The organism is Thermoflexus sp., assembly GCF_040289485.1.
In the GTDB taxonomy this organism is placed as follows: Bacteria; Chloroflexota; Anaerolineae; order Thermoflexales; family Thermoflexaceae; genus Thermoflexus.
The window spans coordinates 1-15,533 of record NZ_PSLG01000052.1 but is presented as its reverse complement, the minus strand read 5'-3'; the positions used below and the strand labels follow the sequence as shown (position 1 = coordinate 15,533).

At 68.6% G+C, this 15,533-nt stretch carries 18 protein-coding genes; 6 read left to right on the top strand and 12 right to left on the bottom strand.

Annotation, left to right across the window (positions count from 1 at the left end):
- Positions 1-96: 96 nt before the first annotated feature.
- From tmk to C4313_RS08900, 12 genes are all read right to left on the bottom strand, one after another.
- Positions 97-741, bottom strand: a complete 645-nt coding sequence (tmk, locus tag C4313_RS08955) for a dTMP kinase (protein WP_352429521.1) — start codon at positions 739-741, stop codon at positions 97-99.
- A gap of 11 nt (positions 742-752) precedes the next feature.
- Positions 753-1,550 carry a phosphatidate cytidylyltransferase gene (locus C4313_RS08950; protein ID WP_352429520.1) on the bottom strand — a complete coding sequence of 266 codons (798 nt, stop codon included), beginning with the start codon at positions 1,548-1,550 and terminating at the stop codon, positions 753-755.
- A gap of 12 nt (positions 1,551-1,562) precedes the next feature.
- Positions 1,563-2,309, bottom strand: a complete 747-nt coding sequence (gene uppS, locus C4313_RS08945) for an undecaprenyl pyrophosphate synthase (RefSeq protein WP_352429519.1) — start codon at positions 2,307-2,309, stop codon at positions 1,563-1,565.
- Positions 2,310-2,376: 67 nt separating this feature from the next.
- The gene (gene frr / locus C4313_RS08940) at positions 2,377-2,937 is read right to left on the bottom strand and encodes a ribosome recycling factor (protein ID WP_352429518.1); all 561 of its coding nucleotides are present in this window, start codon (positions 2,935-2,937) and stop codon (positions 2,377-2,379) included.
- 40 nt (positions 2,938-2,977) lie between these two features.
- Positions 2,978-3,694, bottom strand: a complete 717-nt coding sequence (pyrH, locus tag C4313_RS08935) for a UMP kinase (protein ID WP_352429517.1) — start codon at positions 3,692-3,694, stop codon at positions 2,978-2,980.
- An 83-nt stretch (positions 3,695-3,777) separates the two neighbouring features.
- Positions 3,778-4,398, bottom strand: coding sequence for a translation elongation factor Ts (gene tsf / locus C4313_RS08930; RefSeq protein ID WP_503012460.1), 621 nt, complete (start codon positions 4,396-4,398; stop codon positions 3,778-3,780).
- Between the two features lie 33 nt (positions 4,399-4,431).
- Positions 4,432-5,265: a 30S ribosomal protein S2 gene (gene rpsB / locus C4313_RS08925; RefSeq protein WP_352429515.1), complete on the bottom strand. Its 834-nt coding sequence runs from the start codon at positions 5,263-5,265 to the stop codon at positions 4,432-4,434.
- A gap of 155 nt (positions 5,266-5,420) precedes the next feature.
- The gene (locus C4313_RS08920) at positions 5,421-6,254 is read right to left on the bottom strand and encodes an undecaprenyl-diphosphate phosphatase (RefSeq protein WP_352429514.1); all 834 of its coding nucleotides are present in this window, start codon (positions 6,252-6,254) and stop codon (positions 5,421-5,423) included.
- Positions 6,251-7,414: a glycosyltransferase family 4 protein gene (locus C4313_RS08915; protein WP_352429513.1), complete on the bottom strand. Its 1,164-nt coding sequence runs from the start codon at positions 7,412-7,414 to the stop codon at positions 6,251-6,253. Before C4313_RS08915 ends, C4313_RS08920 begins: the two co-directional genes overlap by 4 nt.
- Positions 7,415-7,416: 2 nt before the next feature.
- The gene (gene udk, locus C4313_RS08910; RefSeq protein WP_352429512.1) at positions 7,417-8,052 is read right to left on the bottom strand and encodes a uridine kinase; all 636 of its coding nucleotides are present in this window, start codon (positions 8,050-8,052) and stop codon (positions 7,417-7,419) included.
- 37 nt (positions 8,053-8,089) lie between these two features.
- Positions 8,090-8,791: a nuclease-related domain-containing protein gene (locus C4313_RS08905; protein ID WP_352429511.1), complete on the bottom strand. Its 702-nt coding sequence runs from the start codon at positions 8,789-8,791 to the stop codon at positions 8,090-8,092.
- Between the two features lie 33 nt (positions 8,792-8,824).
- Positions 8,825-9,160 (bottom strand): hypothetical protein, encoded by a 336-nt coding sequence (locus C4313_RS08900; protein WP_352429510.1) that lies wholly within the window; start codon positions 9,158-9,160, stop codon positions 8,825-8,827.
- 267 nt (positions 9,161-9,427) lie between these two features.
- On the opposite strand from C4313_RS08900, the gene C4313_RS08895 reads away from it, so the two are divergent.
- The 6 genes from C4313_RS08895 to C4313_RS08870 all read left to right on the top strand — a co-directional run.
- Positions 9,428-11,431 (top strand): (Fe-S)-binding protein, encoded by a 2,004-nt coding sequence (locus C4313_RS08895; RefSeq protein ID WP_352429509.1) that lies wholly within the window; start codon positions 9,428-9,430, stop codon positions 11,429-11,431.
- 56 nt (positions 11,432-11,487) lie between these two features.
- Positions 11,488-11,928 carry a DinB family protein gene (locus C4313_RS08890; protein WP_352429508.1) on the top strand — a complete coding sequence of 147 codons (441 nt, stop codon included), beginning with the start codon at positions 11,488-11,490 and terminating at the stop codon, positions 11,926-11,928.
- Positions 11,929-12,205: 277 nt separating this feature from the next.
- Positions 12,206-13,012, top strand: coding sequence for a DUF169 domain-containing protein (locus C4313_RS08885; RefSeq protein ID WP_352429507.1), 807 nt, complete (start codon positions 12,206-12,208; stop codon positions 13,010-13,012).
- A 28-nt stretch (positions 13,013-13,040) separates the two neighbouring features.
- On the top strand, positions 13,041-14,132 hold the full coding sequence (locus C4313_RS08880) for a thiamine pyrophosphate-dependent dehydrogenase E1 component subunit alpha (protein ID WP_352429506.1): 1,092 nt from the start codon (positions 13,041-13,043) through the stop codon (positions 14,130-14,132).
- A gap of 48 nt (positions 14,133-14,180) precedes the next feature.
- Complete coding sequence (locus C4313_RS08875) at positions 14,181-15,164, top strand: alpha-ketoacid dehydrogenase subunit beta (protein ID WP_352429505.1); 984 nt, start codon at positions 14,181-14,183, stop codon at positions 15,162-15,164.
- Between the two features lie 48 nt (positions 15,165-15,212).
- The coding region (locus C4313_RS08870; RefSeq protein WP_352429504.1) for a lipoyl domain-containing protein at positions 15,213-15,533 on the top strand (321 nt) is incomplete at its 3' end.

Below are 15,533 nucleotides of genomic sequence, written 5' to 3'. Positions count from 1 at the left end.
CGGTCATCCGTTTCGCCGCGCAAGGTGAAAGGGATGACGATGCGCCACGGAACGGAAATGGCTGACGATGGGCTTCGGAACGGTTCGCGGCACGGCCTAGATCTCCAGCCCCAGGCGCCGGAGGAGGTGCTCGCGGAGGGCCGCCTGCACGGCCTCGAGCGGCTGGGCGGCGTCCACGATCACCCACCGTTCGGGCTCGGCGGCAGCCAGGGCCCGATAGCCCTCTCGGACGCGCCGGTGGAAGGAGAGGTCCATGGCATCCAGCCGGGTCCATGCCTCTCCGGAGGCCCGTCGGCGCTCCAGGCCGATCTCTACCTCCAGGTCGAGCAGGAACGTGAGGTCCGGCTGCAGGCCGCCGGTGGCGAAGCGGTTCAGGCGGCGCAGTTCCTCCAAGTCGAGCCCACGGCCGTAGCCTTGATAGGCGAGGGTGGAGTCCGCGTAGCGGTCGCTGATGACGATGCCCCCGGCGGCCAGGAAGGGCCGGATGACCTGTTCCACCAGTTGGGCCCGCGCCGCGCAGAAGAGGAGGGCCTCGGCCCGCGCCACCAGGTCGGCGTGCTCGTGGGCGTGGAGCAATTCCCGGATGGCGTCCCCAATGGCTGTCCCCCCGGGCTCCCGGGTGAGATGCACCGGATAGCCCCTCTCCCGAAGGCGGTGGGCCAGCCAGCGGGCCTGGGTGGTCTTTCCGCTGCCCTCCGGGCCTTCGAAGGTGATCAGGAGGCCTCGCTTCTCGGCTCCCATTGTCCGGCTCGCTATCCCCGGATCCAGCGAAGATAGAGATAGACAATGGCCCCGCTCCACAGCAGGCTGTCCAGGCGGTCCAGGGCCCCTCCGTGGCCGGGGAAGAGGTTCCCGGAGTCCTTCACGCCCGCCTGGCGTTTGAGCACGGAGATGGAGAGATCCCCCAGGGTGCCCAGGCTGCCGATCAGCAGCCCCAGCAGGGCGCCCGCCCCGGCCCCAGCGCCCAACAGGACGCCCAGGAGGGCGCCGGCCAGCAGGCCGGCGGCGCAGCCCCCGAGGAAGCCCTCCCACGTCTTGCCGGGGCTCAGGCGAGGGGCCAGTTTCCGGCGACCCCAGCGGGAGCCGATGGCATAGGCGCCGGTGTCGGCGGCCCAGGTGACCAGGAGGGCGAAGGCGGTCCACCCGCGGCCCTCCGGGTCGGGCAGGTTGCGGATCCAGATGAACGAGCGGCCCAGCCAGCCCAGGTAAAGCCCGCCGGCGGCGGTGAAAGCCCAGTCGGCGAGGGGATGAGAGGAGCGCCGGAGCCACCAGAACCAGACCAGGGTCAGGGGGGGCATCAGGGTCAGGGCCAGTTCGGCCGGCCGGGCGCTCTGGGGTGGGTGGATGGCATCGGCCAGGAAAGCCAGGATCATCGCCCCCATCCAGATCGGGGAGGGGGAGAAGCCGATGCGCCGGACCAGTTGGGCGTACTCCCAGGCAGCCAGGAGCAACACCAGGGCTACGGTTCCGGCCCAGGGCCACCCGCCCAGGTGGATCAGGGCGGCGAGGAGGGGGATGGCGACGATGGCGACCAGGAGGCGCTGGCGCAACACGGTTCCCGGTTACCGCGGGGGGGCCAGTTGTTCGCTGATCTGCCCGAAGCGGCGCTCGCGTCGGCTGTAGGCCTCGATGGCCTTCAGCAGTTCTTCCCGATCGAAGTCGGGCCAGTAGACCGGGGTGACGTAGAACTCGGCATAGGCGGCCTGCCACAGCAGGAAGTTGCTTAGCCGCAGCTCCCCGCTGGTGCGGATGATCAGGTCCGGGTCCGGAAGGCCGGCGGTGTAAAGGTAACGGGAGATCACGTCTTCGTTCACCGCCTCGGGGGGGATGCCGTCGGCGATGATGCGCCGCACGGCCTCGACGATCTCCTGGCGGCCACCGTAGTTGAAGGCCACGCAAAGGATAAGACGGGAGTTCCCCTGGGTGCGCTCCACCGCCAGCCGGATCTTCTGTTGGAGGCGCTCGGGGACTCCGTGGAGGCTACCCAGGTGGCGGATCTGCACCCCATTGCGGTCCAGGTCGTCCAGTTCCCGGTCGATCATCTGCTCCAGCAGGCTGAAGAGGCCGTGGATCTCCTCCAGGGGGCGGCGCCAGTTCTCAGTGGAGAAGGCGTAGATGGTGAGGATCTTCACCCCCAGTTCGGCGCAGGCCTCGATCACCCGGCGCAAGTTCTCCGTCCCCGCCCGATGGCCGGCCAGGCGGGGCAGCCCCCGGGCCTTCGCCCATCGGCCGTTGCCGTCCATGATAATGGCGATGTGGGTAGGGATCCGCAACGTGGTCTCGGTTCGCTGGCCGTTCTGCTGCCTCACGGGCGGCTCCTTTCCGCCTGCGCTGGGGCGTGGGGCTTCCGCATAAGGCCGCCTCACCCCCGGACCCTCAGAACGACATGATCTCCCGCTCCTTGGCCTGGGCCACCTTCTCGGCCTCCTCGATGTAGCGGTCGGTCAGGCGCTGGACCTCCTCGCGGGCCTCCTCCAGTTCATCGTCAGACATCTCCTTGTTTTTGTGGCGGGAGCGCAGTTCCTCCAGGGTGTCCCGGCGGATGTTGCGGATGGCGATGCGGGTTTCCTCCAGGCGCTTGTGCACCAGCCGGACCAGTTCCTGGCGGCGCTGTTCGGTGAGTTTGGGCAGGACCAGGCGGATGATGCGGCCGTCGTTGCTGGGCGTGAGGCCCAGGTCGGATTTCAGGAGGGCCCGCTCGATCTCGGGGAGGGCCTTGGGATCATAAGGCTGGATGGTCAGCAGGTTGGGCTCAGGGGCCCGGATGATGGCCAGTTGCTCCAGGGGGACCTGGGTCCCGTAATACTCCACCGGGATGCGCTCCACCAGGGCCGGGGAGGCCCGCCCGGTCCGGATCCCTTTCAGTTCGTCCTCGAGGACCCGGATGGCCTTGCGCATGCGCTCCTCGGCGTCGCGGAAGACCTGTTTCGGTATCATGGCGGCCGCTCACCTCCAGCCGGGATCCGTGCCGTTCGATTTAACCGTCGATGAGGGTTCCCACCGGCTCCCCCCGCACCGCCCGCTCCAGGCTGTCGGGCTGCCAGAGATCCAAGACGATGATCGGAAGGTTGTGATCCATGCACAGGGAGAGGGCGGTGCTGTCGAGGACCTTCACCCGCAGGTTCAGGGCTTCTATATAGGATAGTTTATCAAACTTGCGGGCGTTGGGGTTGACCTGGGGGTCGTCGTCGTAGACCCCATCGACCTTGGTGGCTTTGATGAGGACCTCGGCGTGGATCTCCATGGCGCGGAGGGCGGCGGCCGTGTCGGTGGTGAAGTAGGGGTTGCCGGTCCCCGCCCCCAGGATCACCACCCGCCCCTTCTCGAGGTGGCGGATGGCCCGCAGCCGGATATAGGGCTCGGCGATGGCCCGCATCTCGATGGCTGTTTGGACGCGGGTGGGGACCCCCAGGCGCTCCAGGGCGTCGCGCAGGGCCAGGGCGTTCATCACCGTGGCCAGCATGCCCATCTGGTCGGCGGTGGCCCGGTCCATGCGGTGGGCGAGGCCGTCGCGGCCCCGCCACAGGTTCCCTGCCCCGATGACGATGGCGATCTCCACCCCCATCTCTTTGACCGCCTTGATCCGCGCGGCCAGGGCGGCGGCCCGCTCCGGGCTGATCCCGAACCCGCCGGGCCCGGCCAGCGCCTCCCCGCCCAACTTGAGCAGGATCCGTCGGTATTTCGGTCCGGACATCGGCTGCTCCTTCCGGAATCCAGGATCGAGCGTCGCCCGGCATAAAGAAGGCCGGGCCCGCGGCCCGGCCTTCGCGCCTCGGCCTAGGAGACCGTTTCCCCGAGTTCGTAGCGGGCGAAGCGACGGACCACGATGTTCTCCCCCACCTTGGCGATGACCTCCATGATCAACTGGCCCACAGTGCGGCTTTCGTCCTTGATGAAAGGCTGCTCCAGGAGACAAACCTCCTGGATGAAACGGGCCAGGCGGTTCTCAGCGATCTTCTCAGCGATGGAAGGAGGCTTGCCCTCGTGAAGGGCCTCCTTCAGGTAGATCTGGCGCTCGCGCTCCAGCACCTCCGCCGGGATGTCCTCCCGCCGGATGTAGCGAGGATTGGCCGCGGCGATCTGGAGGAGGAGGTCATGGGCCAGTTGCTGGAACTCGGACGTGCGGGCGACGAAGTCGGTCTCGCAGTTGAGTTCCAGCAACACCCCCACCCGGTTGCCCGGATGCACATAGGCCACTACCAACCCCTCCCGGGCGGTCCGCTCCAGTTTGCGGGCGGCCCGGGCCAGGCCCTTCTCCCGCAGGTAATCGATGGCCTTCTCGAAATCCCCGCCTGTCTCCTCCAGGGCCTTGCGGCAGTCCAGGACCCCGGCCCCTGTCATCTCCCGCAGGCGCTTGACCATGTCCACCGTGATGTTCAAGGCGCTTCCCTCCTCCATGCATGGATTGCTTTTGGGAAACCCGGCCCCAGGTCACGCCGGCTCCTCGAAGACCTCCTCGCCTTCCTCCTCCTCGACGGCCTCGATCTCCTCCTCGGCCTCGAAGACGCGGCGCGGCTCCAGGACAGGCGTTACTTCCTCAGCCTCCTCCTCCTCGGGGGCGACGGCCACGCCCATCTTCTCCCGCAACTGAAGGCCCTCCAGGACGGCGTCGGCCATCAGGCGGGTGACCAGTTTGATGGAGCGGATGGCGTCGTCGTTGGCCGGGATGATGTAGTCGATGGGATCCGGGTCGCAGTTGGTGTCCACCATGGCGATGACCGGGATGCCCACGGCGTTGGCCTCGCGGATGGCCGTCGCCTCCCGCATGGTGTCCACCACGAAGAGCAGATCCGGGAGGCGTTTGAGGGGGCGGAGGCCCTCAAATTTGAGGCGCATCTTCTCATATTTGCGCCGCACCCGCATGGCCTCCTTTTTCGGCATAGCGTCCAGGCCCCCGTTCCGGATCATCTCGTCCAACTGGATGTAATAACGGATGCGCTCTCGGATGGTCCGCCAGTTGGTCAGGGTGCCGCCGAGCCAGCGATAGTTCACGTAAGGCATCTGGCAGCGCTGGGCTTCGGCGGCGATGGTCTCCTGGGCCTGGCGCTTGGTGCCCACGAAGAGCAACACGCCTCCCTGGGCGACCCGATCGCGGACCAGGGCATAGGTGCTCTCGAGGGCGCGGATGGTCTGCTGGAGGTCAATGATGTGGACGCCGTTGCGCTCGGTGAAGATATAAGGCTTCATCTTGGGGTGCCATCGGTTGGTCTTGTGGCCGAAGTGCACCCCCGCTTCCAGCAACTCCTTCATCGTCACCAAGGGCATGGCTTCCTCCTCGATTGCGTTTTCGTCCGCCACCCCTTCCTCCCGCCGGGAGCCGGCCCGATGGCGCCGGCACGCCCCGCGCGGTCCAGGGTGTGTGGGATGGGGCACCAGTGGGCCAGTATACCATAGGGAGCGGGAAGCCGCCAGACTGGCCTTCAGCCTTGCCCCCCGCGCAGGAGGAAGAGGGTCAGGCTGAGGGCCCCCAGGAGCCCGCAGTAGAGGGCGAAGGGGCGTAAGGAGCGGCGGCGGACCAGCCGCATCAGGCTCCAGATGGCCAGGTATCCGGAGAGGGCAGCGGCGGCGAACCCGATCAGGACGGGCTCCAGGGCCTCGGGCGGGAAGCCAGCGACGCCCAGGTCCCGCAGCGCCACCCCGCCCGCCCCAAGGAGGGCCGGCAGGCTCATCAGGAAACTGAAGCGCGCCGCCTCCGGCCGGGCGAGCCCCAGGGCCAGGCCCGCCGCGATAGTGGCCCCGGACCGGGAGATGCCGGGCAGCAGGCTCAGGGCCTGGGCGAGGCCGATCGTGAGGGCATCCCGCGCGGTGAGGCGGTCCAAGCCCCGCTCCTGCCGTCCCATCCCCTCGCCGGCCCATAGCAGCGCCGCCGTCCCGAACAGCAGGGCCGCCACCGTGGGCGGCTGGAGGAACACGGCTTCCACCCAATGTTTCAGGGGCAGGCCCAGGACGGCCGCCGGGAGGGTCGCCAGGAGCACCCAGCCGCCCAGCCGACCGCCGGACGTGGTGAGGGGAGAGCCCCGGCGCAGGCCGGCCCATCCGTCGCGCAGGATCTCCCAGAGGTCCCCTCGGAAGTAAATCAGCACCGGGACCAGCGTGCCCCAGTGCACCAGCACGTCGAAGGGGAAGGCCAGCCGGTCGTCGATCCGCCACCCCAGCCACCAGGGGACCAGAACCAGATGGGCCGAGCTGCTGACGGGCAGATACTCGGTGAGCCCCTGGACCACGCCCAGCACCAGTGCCTGGAACCACGTCATGGAGCGGACCTCCGCGGTGAGATGGATCGAGGGACACTGCTTAAGACCTGCTCGTAGACAGCGGCCGTTTGCCGGGCGGCCTCGGACCAGCGGAACCGGGTGGCCCGTCGCAGGCCGGCGTCCCGCAGACGAGCCTGCAGGGCCCCGTCCGACAGGACGGCCTCGAGGGCTGCTGCCCAGGCCTCCGGCGCCTGGGGCGGGACCCGAAGCCCTGCCTCGCCGACGATCTCCGGCAGCGCGGCGGCGTCGGCCACTACCACCGGCGTCCCGCAGGCCATCGCCTCCAACGGCGGCAGGCCGAAGCCCTCATACAGCGAGGGGAAGGCGAACAGGGCCGCCGCCGAATACAAGGCGGGAAGGTCCGCCTCCGGCACGTAACCCAGGAAGCGCACCCGGCCCTCCAACCCCAGGGCCCGCAGGGCACGGAAGGTGCCCTCGGTCCGCCAGCCGATCTTCCCGGCGATCACCAGGCCCAGGTCCGGCCAGCGCGCCAGCAGCGCCCGGTAGGCCGCGAACAGGGTGGGCAGGTTCTTCCGCGGCTCGATGGTGCCCACATAGAGGATGAAGGTCTGGGGCAAGTGATACCGATACCGGACAGCGGCCACGGCCTCCGGCGGGGCCGGGCGGAACCGCTCGTGGACCCCCTCGTGGATCACCACCACCCGTTCCTCCGGGACCCGATACCAGCGGAGCAGGTCGCGGCGGGTGCATTCGGAGACGGCGATGATCCGATCGGCCCGGCGCAGGAAGCGCGGCATCATCCATGTCAGGAACCAGCGGTTGAGGGGCATGTGGGTCTCGGGATACAGCCGGAAGATCAGGTCGTGCAGGGTGAACACCGAGGGGATGGCCCGCAGGGGCGGAAGGAGGTGGTCGGTGGCGTGGAAGAGGGCAGCAGGTCCGATGACGGCGTCCATCGGCCGTCGCAGGAGATCGGCCAGCAGCACGCTCAGCCGCCAGGGCTTGGCCCGGAGCCGGGTGGATCGGGCCGGCAGCCGGTCGAGGGGCGGGAAGCGGTCCGCCCGGGGGGCGTCGTGGTAGAAAACCGCCAGCCGCCCGGGGAGCAGGGGGATCAGCGCTGCCACCAGTTCCGCGGCGTAGCGCCCCAGGCCGGCTCGGTGGTGCACCGCCGCCGAGACGTCCACGACGATCGGATCCACCCTCACCCCTCCTGGCCCTCCTGGAGCAGGGCGTTAATGCGGGCGACGATCAAGTCCAGGGCCACGGTGTTGAAGCCCCCCTCCGGGAGGATGATGTCGGCGTAGCGTTTGCTGGGCTCGACGAACTCCAGGTGCATGGGGCGCACTGTGGTGAGGTATTGATGGATCACCGACTCCAAGGTGCGCCCCCGCTCCCTCAGGTCCCGCTGGAGGCGACGGATGAAGCGGATGTCCGGGTCGGCGTCCACATAGATCTGGATGTCGAAGAGGTCCCGCAGGGCTTTCTCGGCGAAGACCAGGATGCCCTCCACCAGGATCACCGGCTTGGGCTCCACTCGCCGGGTGTGAGGGATGCGGGTGTAGGTGGTGAAATCGTAGATGGGGACCTCCACGGGACGGCCGGCCAGGAGGTCCTGGAGGTGCCGGATCAACCACTCGGTGTCCAGGCTGTCGGGGTGGTCGTAGTTCACCCGGACCCGCTCCTCCATAGGCAGATGGCTCTGGTCCTTGTAGTAACTGTCGTGCTGGATGTAGGCGATGTGCTCCGGGCCGATGCGCCGGACGATGGCCTCGGCCACCGTGGCTTTGCCGGACCCGGTCCCACCGGCGATCCCGATCCCGATCGGACGCTTGCCCATCGCCTCCCCCAGAGGGTCCGTTCGCACGCGGCAGCGGTCATCCGGCCGCGTCGGGGGCAGGGAGGATGTTCTGGAGGGCCTCCAGAAGGTCGCGCGGGAGGGGGTTCTGCCGGCCTTCCTTGCGCAACCACTCCTTCAATTTGCGGGCGTGGACCACCGGGATGCGGCTGCCCTCGATGTCCAGCCGGGCCTCCGGGTGGGTGAAGACGATCAACGGGCGGACGGGGATCTCCTTCCCGTCCAGACGGCGGGCGAGGTAGCGGCGCATGGCCTCGGCCTCCAGAAGGGCCTCGCGGGTCGGGTTCCCTAGGGTGTCCTGGGCCATCCACCGCAGGAGGCGCTGGAGGGGGTTCAGGGGCTGGGACCAGCGGTCGTTCCGGCAGCGGATCTCCCCGCGCTGCCATTTGACGACGAAGGTCCGCACCCCATCGGGGCCCACCAGCACATGGGCGGCCGGCAGGACGTAGTGATAGAGGGTGTAGCGATCGTCCAGGCCTTTCAGGGCCTGGGTGAGGGCTGCCTCCGGTCGGTCCGGCCGGACGAAGCGGTGGATGTAGTAGATCCCGATCTGGGTGAGGCTGAAGCCGATGAAGAAGGCGGCCACCGGGAGGACAGACAGCTGTGGGTAAAGGAGCGAGGTCACCAGGCCCAGGATCAGGACGATGTAGCCGATGGGGAAGGCCCAATTGCCGATGGCCGCCCGTCGGCGCATGTAGGGCTCGTTGCGCACCACCTTCATGTCTGCCGCTTCACCTCCCGCCCAGGTTGGCCCTCAGGGGGCGCGTCCCTCCGCGGTGGATCCAGTCAGGCGCGCGTACTCCTCGGGGCTCAGGAACCGGCCGCCCTCGAGGGTCCGGGCCACGATGCGGTAGGCGGCGTCCAGATGGACCTCGGCCCGCATCAGCCGGAAGCATCGGTCGTCCATGATCTCCTTGATCAAGACGTAGCCGGACCCGTCCTCCTCGGGGTTCAGGTCGTAGCGCCGGTCGGCCCGCACGGCCAGCGGGGCGCCGCAGTGGGCGCACTGGACATAGAGCCAGATGGCGTCTGGGTCGCGGCCGCGGCCCTCGCCCCCGCCCAGCAACTCCCGGATCCGCCGCCAGATCATCGCCCGCCTCGCTCTCCAGGTCTCTCAGGGAGCCGCACGCCCTTCTTCGGATCGGATTGTGGCGGCTTCGTGACCTTCTGTCAACCGCCCGAGGCGATGGGAGAGGCCTCAGGCCCCGGGATGCGGCCGCCCTGGGGATCTGGGGCGAGCGCCGGTGATGCCTTTCCGGCAGGGCGAGGCCTGCCCCGTCGCCGGGCCCTTCCGCTTGTGTTAAACTGTGAAGCGCCCTGGGCCCTTCGGCCGAACCACGCCTCCGGGAGGCCCGCGATGCCGGAGCGGATCAACTTGTGGAACATGCCGGGGTGGGCGCAGCCCCTCGTTTATCTTGTCCACGCCGTGTGTCTTCTCATCTTCCTGGCCGTCCTCTACCGTCGCCTTCACCTCTGGTGGGCGGTCGGCCGCCCCGAGGTCCGTTGGGATCACCTTCCGCAGCGCCTTGGGCGGACCCTCCTCTACGTCCTGGGCCAGCGCAAGGTCATCCGGGAGCCGACGGGGGGCCTCGCCCACGCCTCCTTGTTTTGGGGCTTCGTGATCTTCTTCATCGGGACCACCCTGGCCTTCATCGACGCAGACTTGTTTAAGTTCCTGCGAGGGGAGATCTATCTGGTTTACGAGTTCGTCCTGGACCTCTTCACGCTGCTGTCCCTCCTCGGCATGGGGGTGCTGGCCTGGAGGCGCTATGCCGCGCGCCCGCCCCAGTTGAGTTACGGACGGCGTTTCGACCTGGCCATGGCCTGGCTGGCTGTCCTCATCGTCACCGGCTGGATGCTGGAGTCCTTCCGCCTGGCGGTCCAGCGCCCTCCCTGGGGTTGGGCCTCTTTTATGGGTTGGATCCTGGCCCAGGCCTGGATCGCCATGAGGTTCGGGGAGGGGATCCTGCGGCCGATCCACCAGGCCACCTGGGCTTTCCACGCGGCCCTGGCCGGGCTGACGTATCTTTTCATCCCCGTCGGCTTCCTGGTCCACATCATCTCCTCCACGCTCAACGTGTTCTTCGCCCGCCTGGATCGACCCAACGGGGCCCTGGCGCCGATCCCAGATCTGGAGACGGCGGAGCGCCTGGGGATCGGCACGCTGCGGGACCTGACCTGGGTCCAGTTGCTGAACGGCGAGGCGTGCACGGAGTGTGGGCGCTGCCAGGCCGCCTGTCCCGCCTACGCCGCGGGGACCCCCCTGAGCCCCAAGCAGGTGGTGCTGGATGTCCGGAACACCCTCCACGCCCTGGCCCCGCCCACCCTGAACCCCTTCGCGCCGCTCCAGATCCGAGACGACGCGGTGGCGCTGGTCGGCGCGGTCACGCCGAAGGAGGCCATCTGGGCCTGCACCACCTGTTACGCCTGCGTCGCCGAGTGCCCGGTCCTGATCGAGCATGTGGACCTGATCGTCGGGATGCGGCGCTATCTCACCCTGATGGAGGGGGACGTCCCGGCCGCCCTCTCCAACACCTTTCGCAACACCGAGCGGGCCGGCAACCCGTGGGGACAACGGGGCTCCCGGATGGCGTGGGCGCAGGGGCTGTCGGTGCCGGTGATGGCGGAGAAGGGAGAGGCGGAGGTGCTGTTCTGGGTCGGGTGCGCTGGGGCCTTCGATCCAGCGGGCCAGCGGACGGCGCGGGCGATCGTCCGGCTGCTGCAGGCCGCGGGGGTGGATTTCGCCGTGCTGGGGGAGGAGGAGACGTGCACGGCGGAGTGGGCCCGGCGGGCTGGCCATGAGGCCATGTATGTGGCGGCCACCGAGGCCATCCTGGAAACCATGCGCGCGTATCGGTTCCGCCTGCTGCTGACGATGTGCCCGCATTGCTACAACACCTTCAAGAACGAATACCCGCAATTCGGAGGGCGGTTTGAGGTGGCCCACCACACGGAGTTCCTGGCCCGCCTGCTGGCCGAGGGCCGGCTGCGGCCGCGGCGGGATCTGGGCCGGCGGGTCACGTTCCACGATTCGTGCTACCTGGGCCGCTACAACGGCGTCTTTGAGGCGCCCCGCGCCGTGCTGGCCCGGAGCGGCGCGCGGCTGGTGGAGATGGGCCGGAGCCGGGAGCGGGGGTTCTGCTGCGGCGCGGGCGGCGCCCAGGTGTGGATGGACACCCCCCAGGCGCGGCCGGTCCACCTGCAGCGGCTGGAGGAAGCGATGGGTCTGAACCCGGAGGCGGTGGCCGTGGCCTGCCCCTTCTGCAACCTGATGCTGACCTCGGCGGCCCAGACGAAAGGGGTCGCAGAGCGCCTCCCCGTGCGGGATGTCGCCGAGTTCCTGGCCGAGGCGCTGGAGTGAGCCGGTCCGGAAGGCGGGATCCTCTGGGCGGTGATGTTTCCTAGAGCCCCGAGGGGATGGAGAGCGGTCCGCAGGCCCTGATCCAGCGCTTGTGCACCACCCGGGCGGATCTGCGGTGGGCCGTCGCCCAGGCCCCAGCGGAGCGGGAGGCACGGCGGGCCCCGCCGGCCCCGGGGGACGGGTCGGTCCGTCGCCATGGGTATTCGCTTTGGTTCTACGAGCAGGCCATCGCGCTGCCGCAGATGCAGTATGTTCTGGGCCGCCGGGGCTCCCTCCGTCCCCCGGAGGTTCCCGATGAGGAGGCCGCCTGGCCCCGCGAGGTCCCCGCGACGGCCTGGCTGGAGCGCCTGGGGCGTGTCCGGGCGGAGGCCCTCCGGCGGGTGGAGGGCGCGCCGGCCGAGGCCTGGTTCCAGCCGGTGGCCGGGACAGTCTGGGGGACCCGCTCCTTGGCCTGGATCGTCGCCAAGACCGTTCAGCACACCGATGAGCACCCATGATCACCATCCTGCAGATCGCTCTCTTTTGGGATCTGGCGGCGGCGTTCGAGCCGCCCTGGGATCCGGAGCCGTAACGGGAGGGTGGAGGACAGGGGCCCCTTGAAATCTGCCTGTCCTCTGCGTTAAAATGAAATACGGAATCGAACGCTCTCCACGTCTCCCGGCCCATCGCCCGGTGGCACCCGGCATCGAGGAGGCGCCAGCGCCCCGGGGCGGGCGGGGATCGCCGTCGGGGGCCTAAGGGACCGGAGGTACCTTTCCAGCGCAGGAGGCCGGGATGCCGGACAGGCTTCAGCGCCTGCATGAAGCCCTTCAGACCCACGTTCGCCCGGCGACCTTTCCGGTGGCCATTCGCATGATCGCCCCGGGGGAGCCGTGGCCGGAGAAGACCCGCTTTCCCCGGCGGGATTTCGGTCAGCAGATCGCCATCTGTCAAGGTTTCGCCATCGCCCGTCATTACGGCTGGATCATCGGGATGCGAGGGGAAGACCTCTCATGTCCCCTCGCCAAAGTCGTGTGGGGGTTCGAGCCCCTCCTGGATTATTACCTCAACGGGATGACGTGCGCCGGGATGTATACGGAGACCCCGGCGGCGGGGGCGGTGAGCGAGGCCCAGGTAGACAAATGGGATTACCGGCAGTGGGAAGGCGTGGTGGTCGCCCCCCTCCATCGCACCGCTTTCGAGCCCCACGTCGTCCTCATCTACGGCAACTCCGCCCAGGTGATGCGGCTGGTGGTGGCCCGCCTCTGGAAGACCGGCGGCCGGCTGACCTCCTCCTTCTCCGGACGCATCGACTGCGCCGACGCGGTGATCACCACCATGAAGACCGACGAATGCCAGGTGATCCTGCCCTGCTACGGCGACCGGGTCTTCGGGCAGGCCCAGGACGACGAGATGGCCTTCACCATCCCGGCCAGCAAGATCGAGTGGATCATCGAGGGGCTGGAGGGCACCCACAAAGGCGGCATCCGCTACCCCATCCCTAAGTTCCTTCGCTACACCGGCATCTACCCGGACCACTACATGGAACTGGAGCGCCAGTGGGCGGAGCAACGACGCGCGCCCGCCGAGGGCGATGGATGAGAAAGGATCCTCTTCCCAGGAGGCGGCAATGGCGGTTGAGGTGAAAGAATACCTCCCGATCACCCTGCGCCACGAGGACCTCGGGCTCTCCGACGAGACCGTGCTGCGGATGTATTACCATCTCCTTTTGTCCCGGCGTCTGGACGAGCGCTGCTGGGTGCTGCAGCGCCAGGGCCGGGTCCCCTTCCATATCTCCGGGATCGCCCACGAAGGGATCGGCGTGGGGGCGGCCTACGCCCTGCGCAAGGGGTTCGACATCGTGCATCCCTACTACCGGGACCTCGCCCTCTCCATCGCCCTGGGGATGAAGCCGGTGGAGTTCATGCTGGCCCTCTATGGGAAGAAGGGCGATCCCCACAGCGCCGCCCGGCAGATGCCCTCCCACTTCAGCCTCCGCCGGTTGAACATCGTCTCCGGCTCCAGCCCCGTCGCCACCCAGGTCCCCCAGGCCGCCGGCATCGCCTTCGCCGAGGTCCTCAAGCAGAAGCTCCGCGACGCCCTGGAGGCCGCCGGCTTCCGCGTCAGCCGGGAGATGCGGGTGGTTCTCACCTCGATGGGCGAGGGGAGCACCAGCGAGGGTGATTTCCACGAGGCCCTGAACTGGGCCGGCCTTTATAAGCTCCCCCTGGTGGTCCTGGTCCACAACAACCAGTATGCCATCTCCGTCCCGGTCTGGAAGCAGATGGCGGTGCAGCGGGTGGCCGACCGGGCGGCCGCCTACGGGATCCGCGGCGCCGTCTGTGACGGCGGCAACGTCCTGGAGGTCTACCAGGTAGTGAAGGAAGCCGTGGAGCGGGCCCGGGCGGGGGAGGGGCCCACCCTGGTCGAGGCGGTGACCTATCGCTGGACGCCCCACTCCTCCGACGACGACGACCGGACGTATCGGACCCGGGAGGAGGTGGAGCAGGGCAAACTCCGGGATCCCCTCCCCCGGCTCCGGGATTACCTCTACCGGCGGAACCTGCTGACCTCGCAGCAGGAGAACGAACTGGAAGAGCGGGTGCGGGCCGAGGTGGACGAGGCCCAGCGCCTGGCGGAGGAGGCGCCTTACCCGGCTCCTGAGGAGGCCCTCGCCCCGGTCTTCGCCGATGAGGACCGCTCCGGGTGGTGGGGGGAATAGGACTCCCTCGGCGGGGTCTCCCTGAGCCCACGTTAGGGAGGAATACAGATGCCGGAGAAGACGTTGATCGAGGCGATCCGCGAGGCGATCGATGAGGAGATGGCCCGGGACCCCCGGGTGTTCGTGGTGGGGGAGGACGTGGGGCCCCGGGGCGGGGTGTTCCGGGCGACGATGGGGCTGTGGCACAAATATGGGGAGTGGCGGGTGATCGACTCCCCCCTGGCGGAACTCTCCATCGTGGCCATCGGGATCGGGGCAGCCCTCAACGGCTTCCGGCCCATCTGCGAGATCCAATTCGCCGATTTCATCCACCCGGCCTTCAACCAGATCGTCAACGAGGCCGCCCGTTTCTTCTACCGCTCCGGCGGCGTCTACAACGTGCCCATGGTGATCCGCGCCCCCTACGGCGGCGGGATCAGCGGCGGCCTCTATCACAGTCAGAGCGTCGAGGCTTTCTTCGCCCACGTGCCCGGCCTGAAGGTGGTCATCCCCTCCAACCCCTACGACGCCAAGGGGCTGCTCAAGGCCGCCATCCGGGATCCCAACCCCGTCCTCTTCTTCGAGCCCAAGAAGGGCTACCGCCTGATCAAAGGGGAGGTCCCCGACGGCGATTACACCGTCCCCATCGGGCCGGCGAAGGTCACGCGGGAGGGGAGCGACCTCACCGTCTTCGCCTACGGGATGATGCACTATTACGCCCTGCAGGCGGCGGAGATGGTGGCCCGGGAGGGGATCGACGTGGAGGTGGTGGACTTGTGCACCCTAGCTCCGGTGGACCGCCAGACCATCCTGAACTCGGTGAAGAAGACGGGCAAGGCCCTCATCGTTTACGAGGACAACCTGACCCTGGGCTATGGGGCCGAGGTGGCGGCCATCCTGGCCGAGGAGGGCTTCGAATACCTGGACGGGCCGGTGATGCGGCTGGCGGGCCCGGATGTGCCGGGGGTGCCCTTCAGCCCGCCGATGCAGGACTTCTTCATGCCCAACCCCCACAAGATCGCCGAGGCCATCCGCCGGCTGGCGCGATATTGACGGGATGGCCTTCCACCCTTGGCCGAATCTGAGAGGAGGGATCCGCGGATGCCGACCCAGGTGATCATGCCCCAACTGGGCGAGAGCGTCGTTGAGGGGAAGATCGTCCGCTGGCTGAAGCGGGAAGGGGAGGCCGTCCGGCAGTTCGAGCCCTTGTTAGAGGTCGAGACGGAGAAGGTGACGACGGAGGTGACGGCGCCGGCCGATGGGGTGCTGCTGAAAGTTTACTTCCCGGAGGGAACCACTGTCCGGGCGGGGACGCTCATCGCCATGATCGGCCGGCCCGGGGAGCCGGTCCCTGAGCGGCCCTACCGGGTGGGCCACGGCGGCGAGATCGAACCCCTTGAGGCGGCGCCGGCGGCCGTCCCA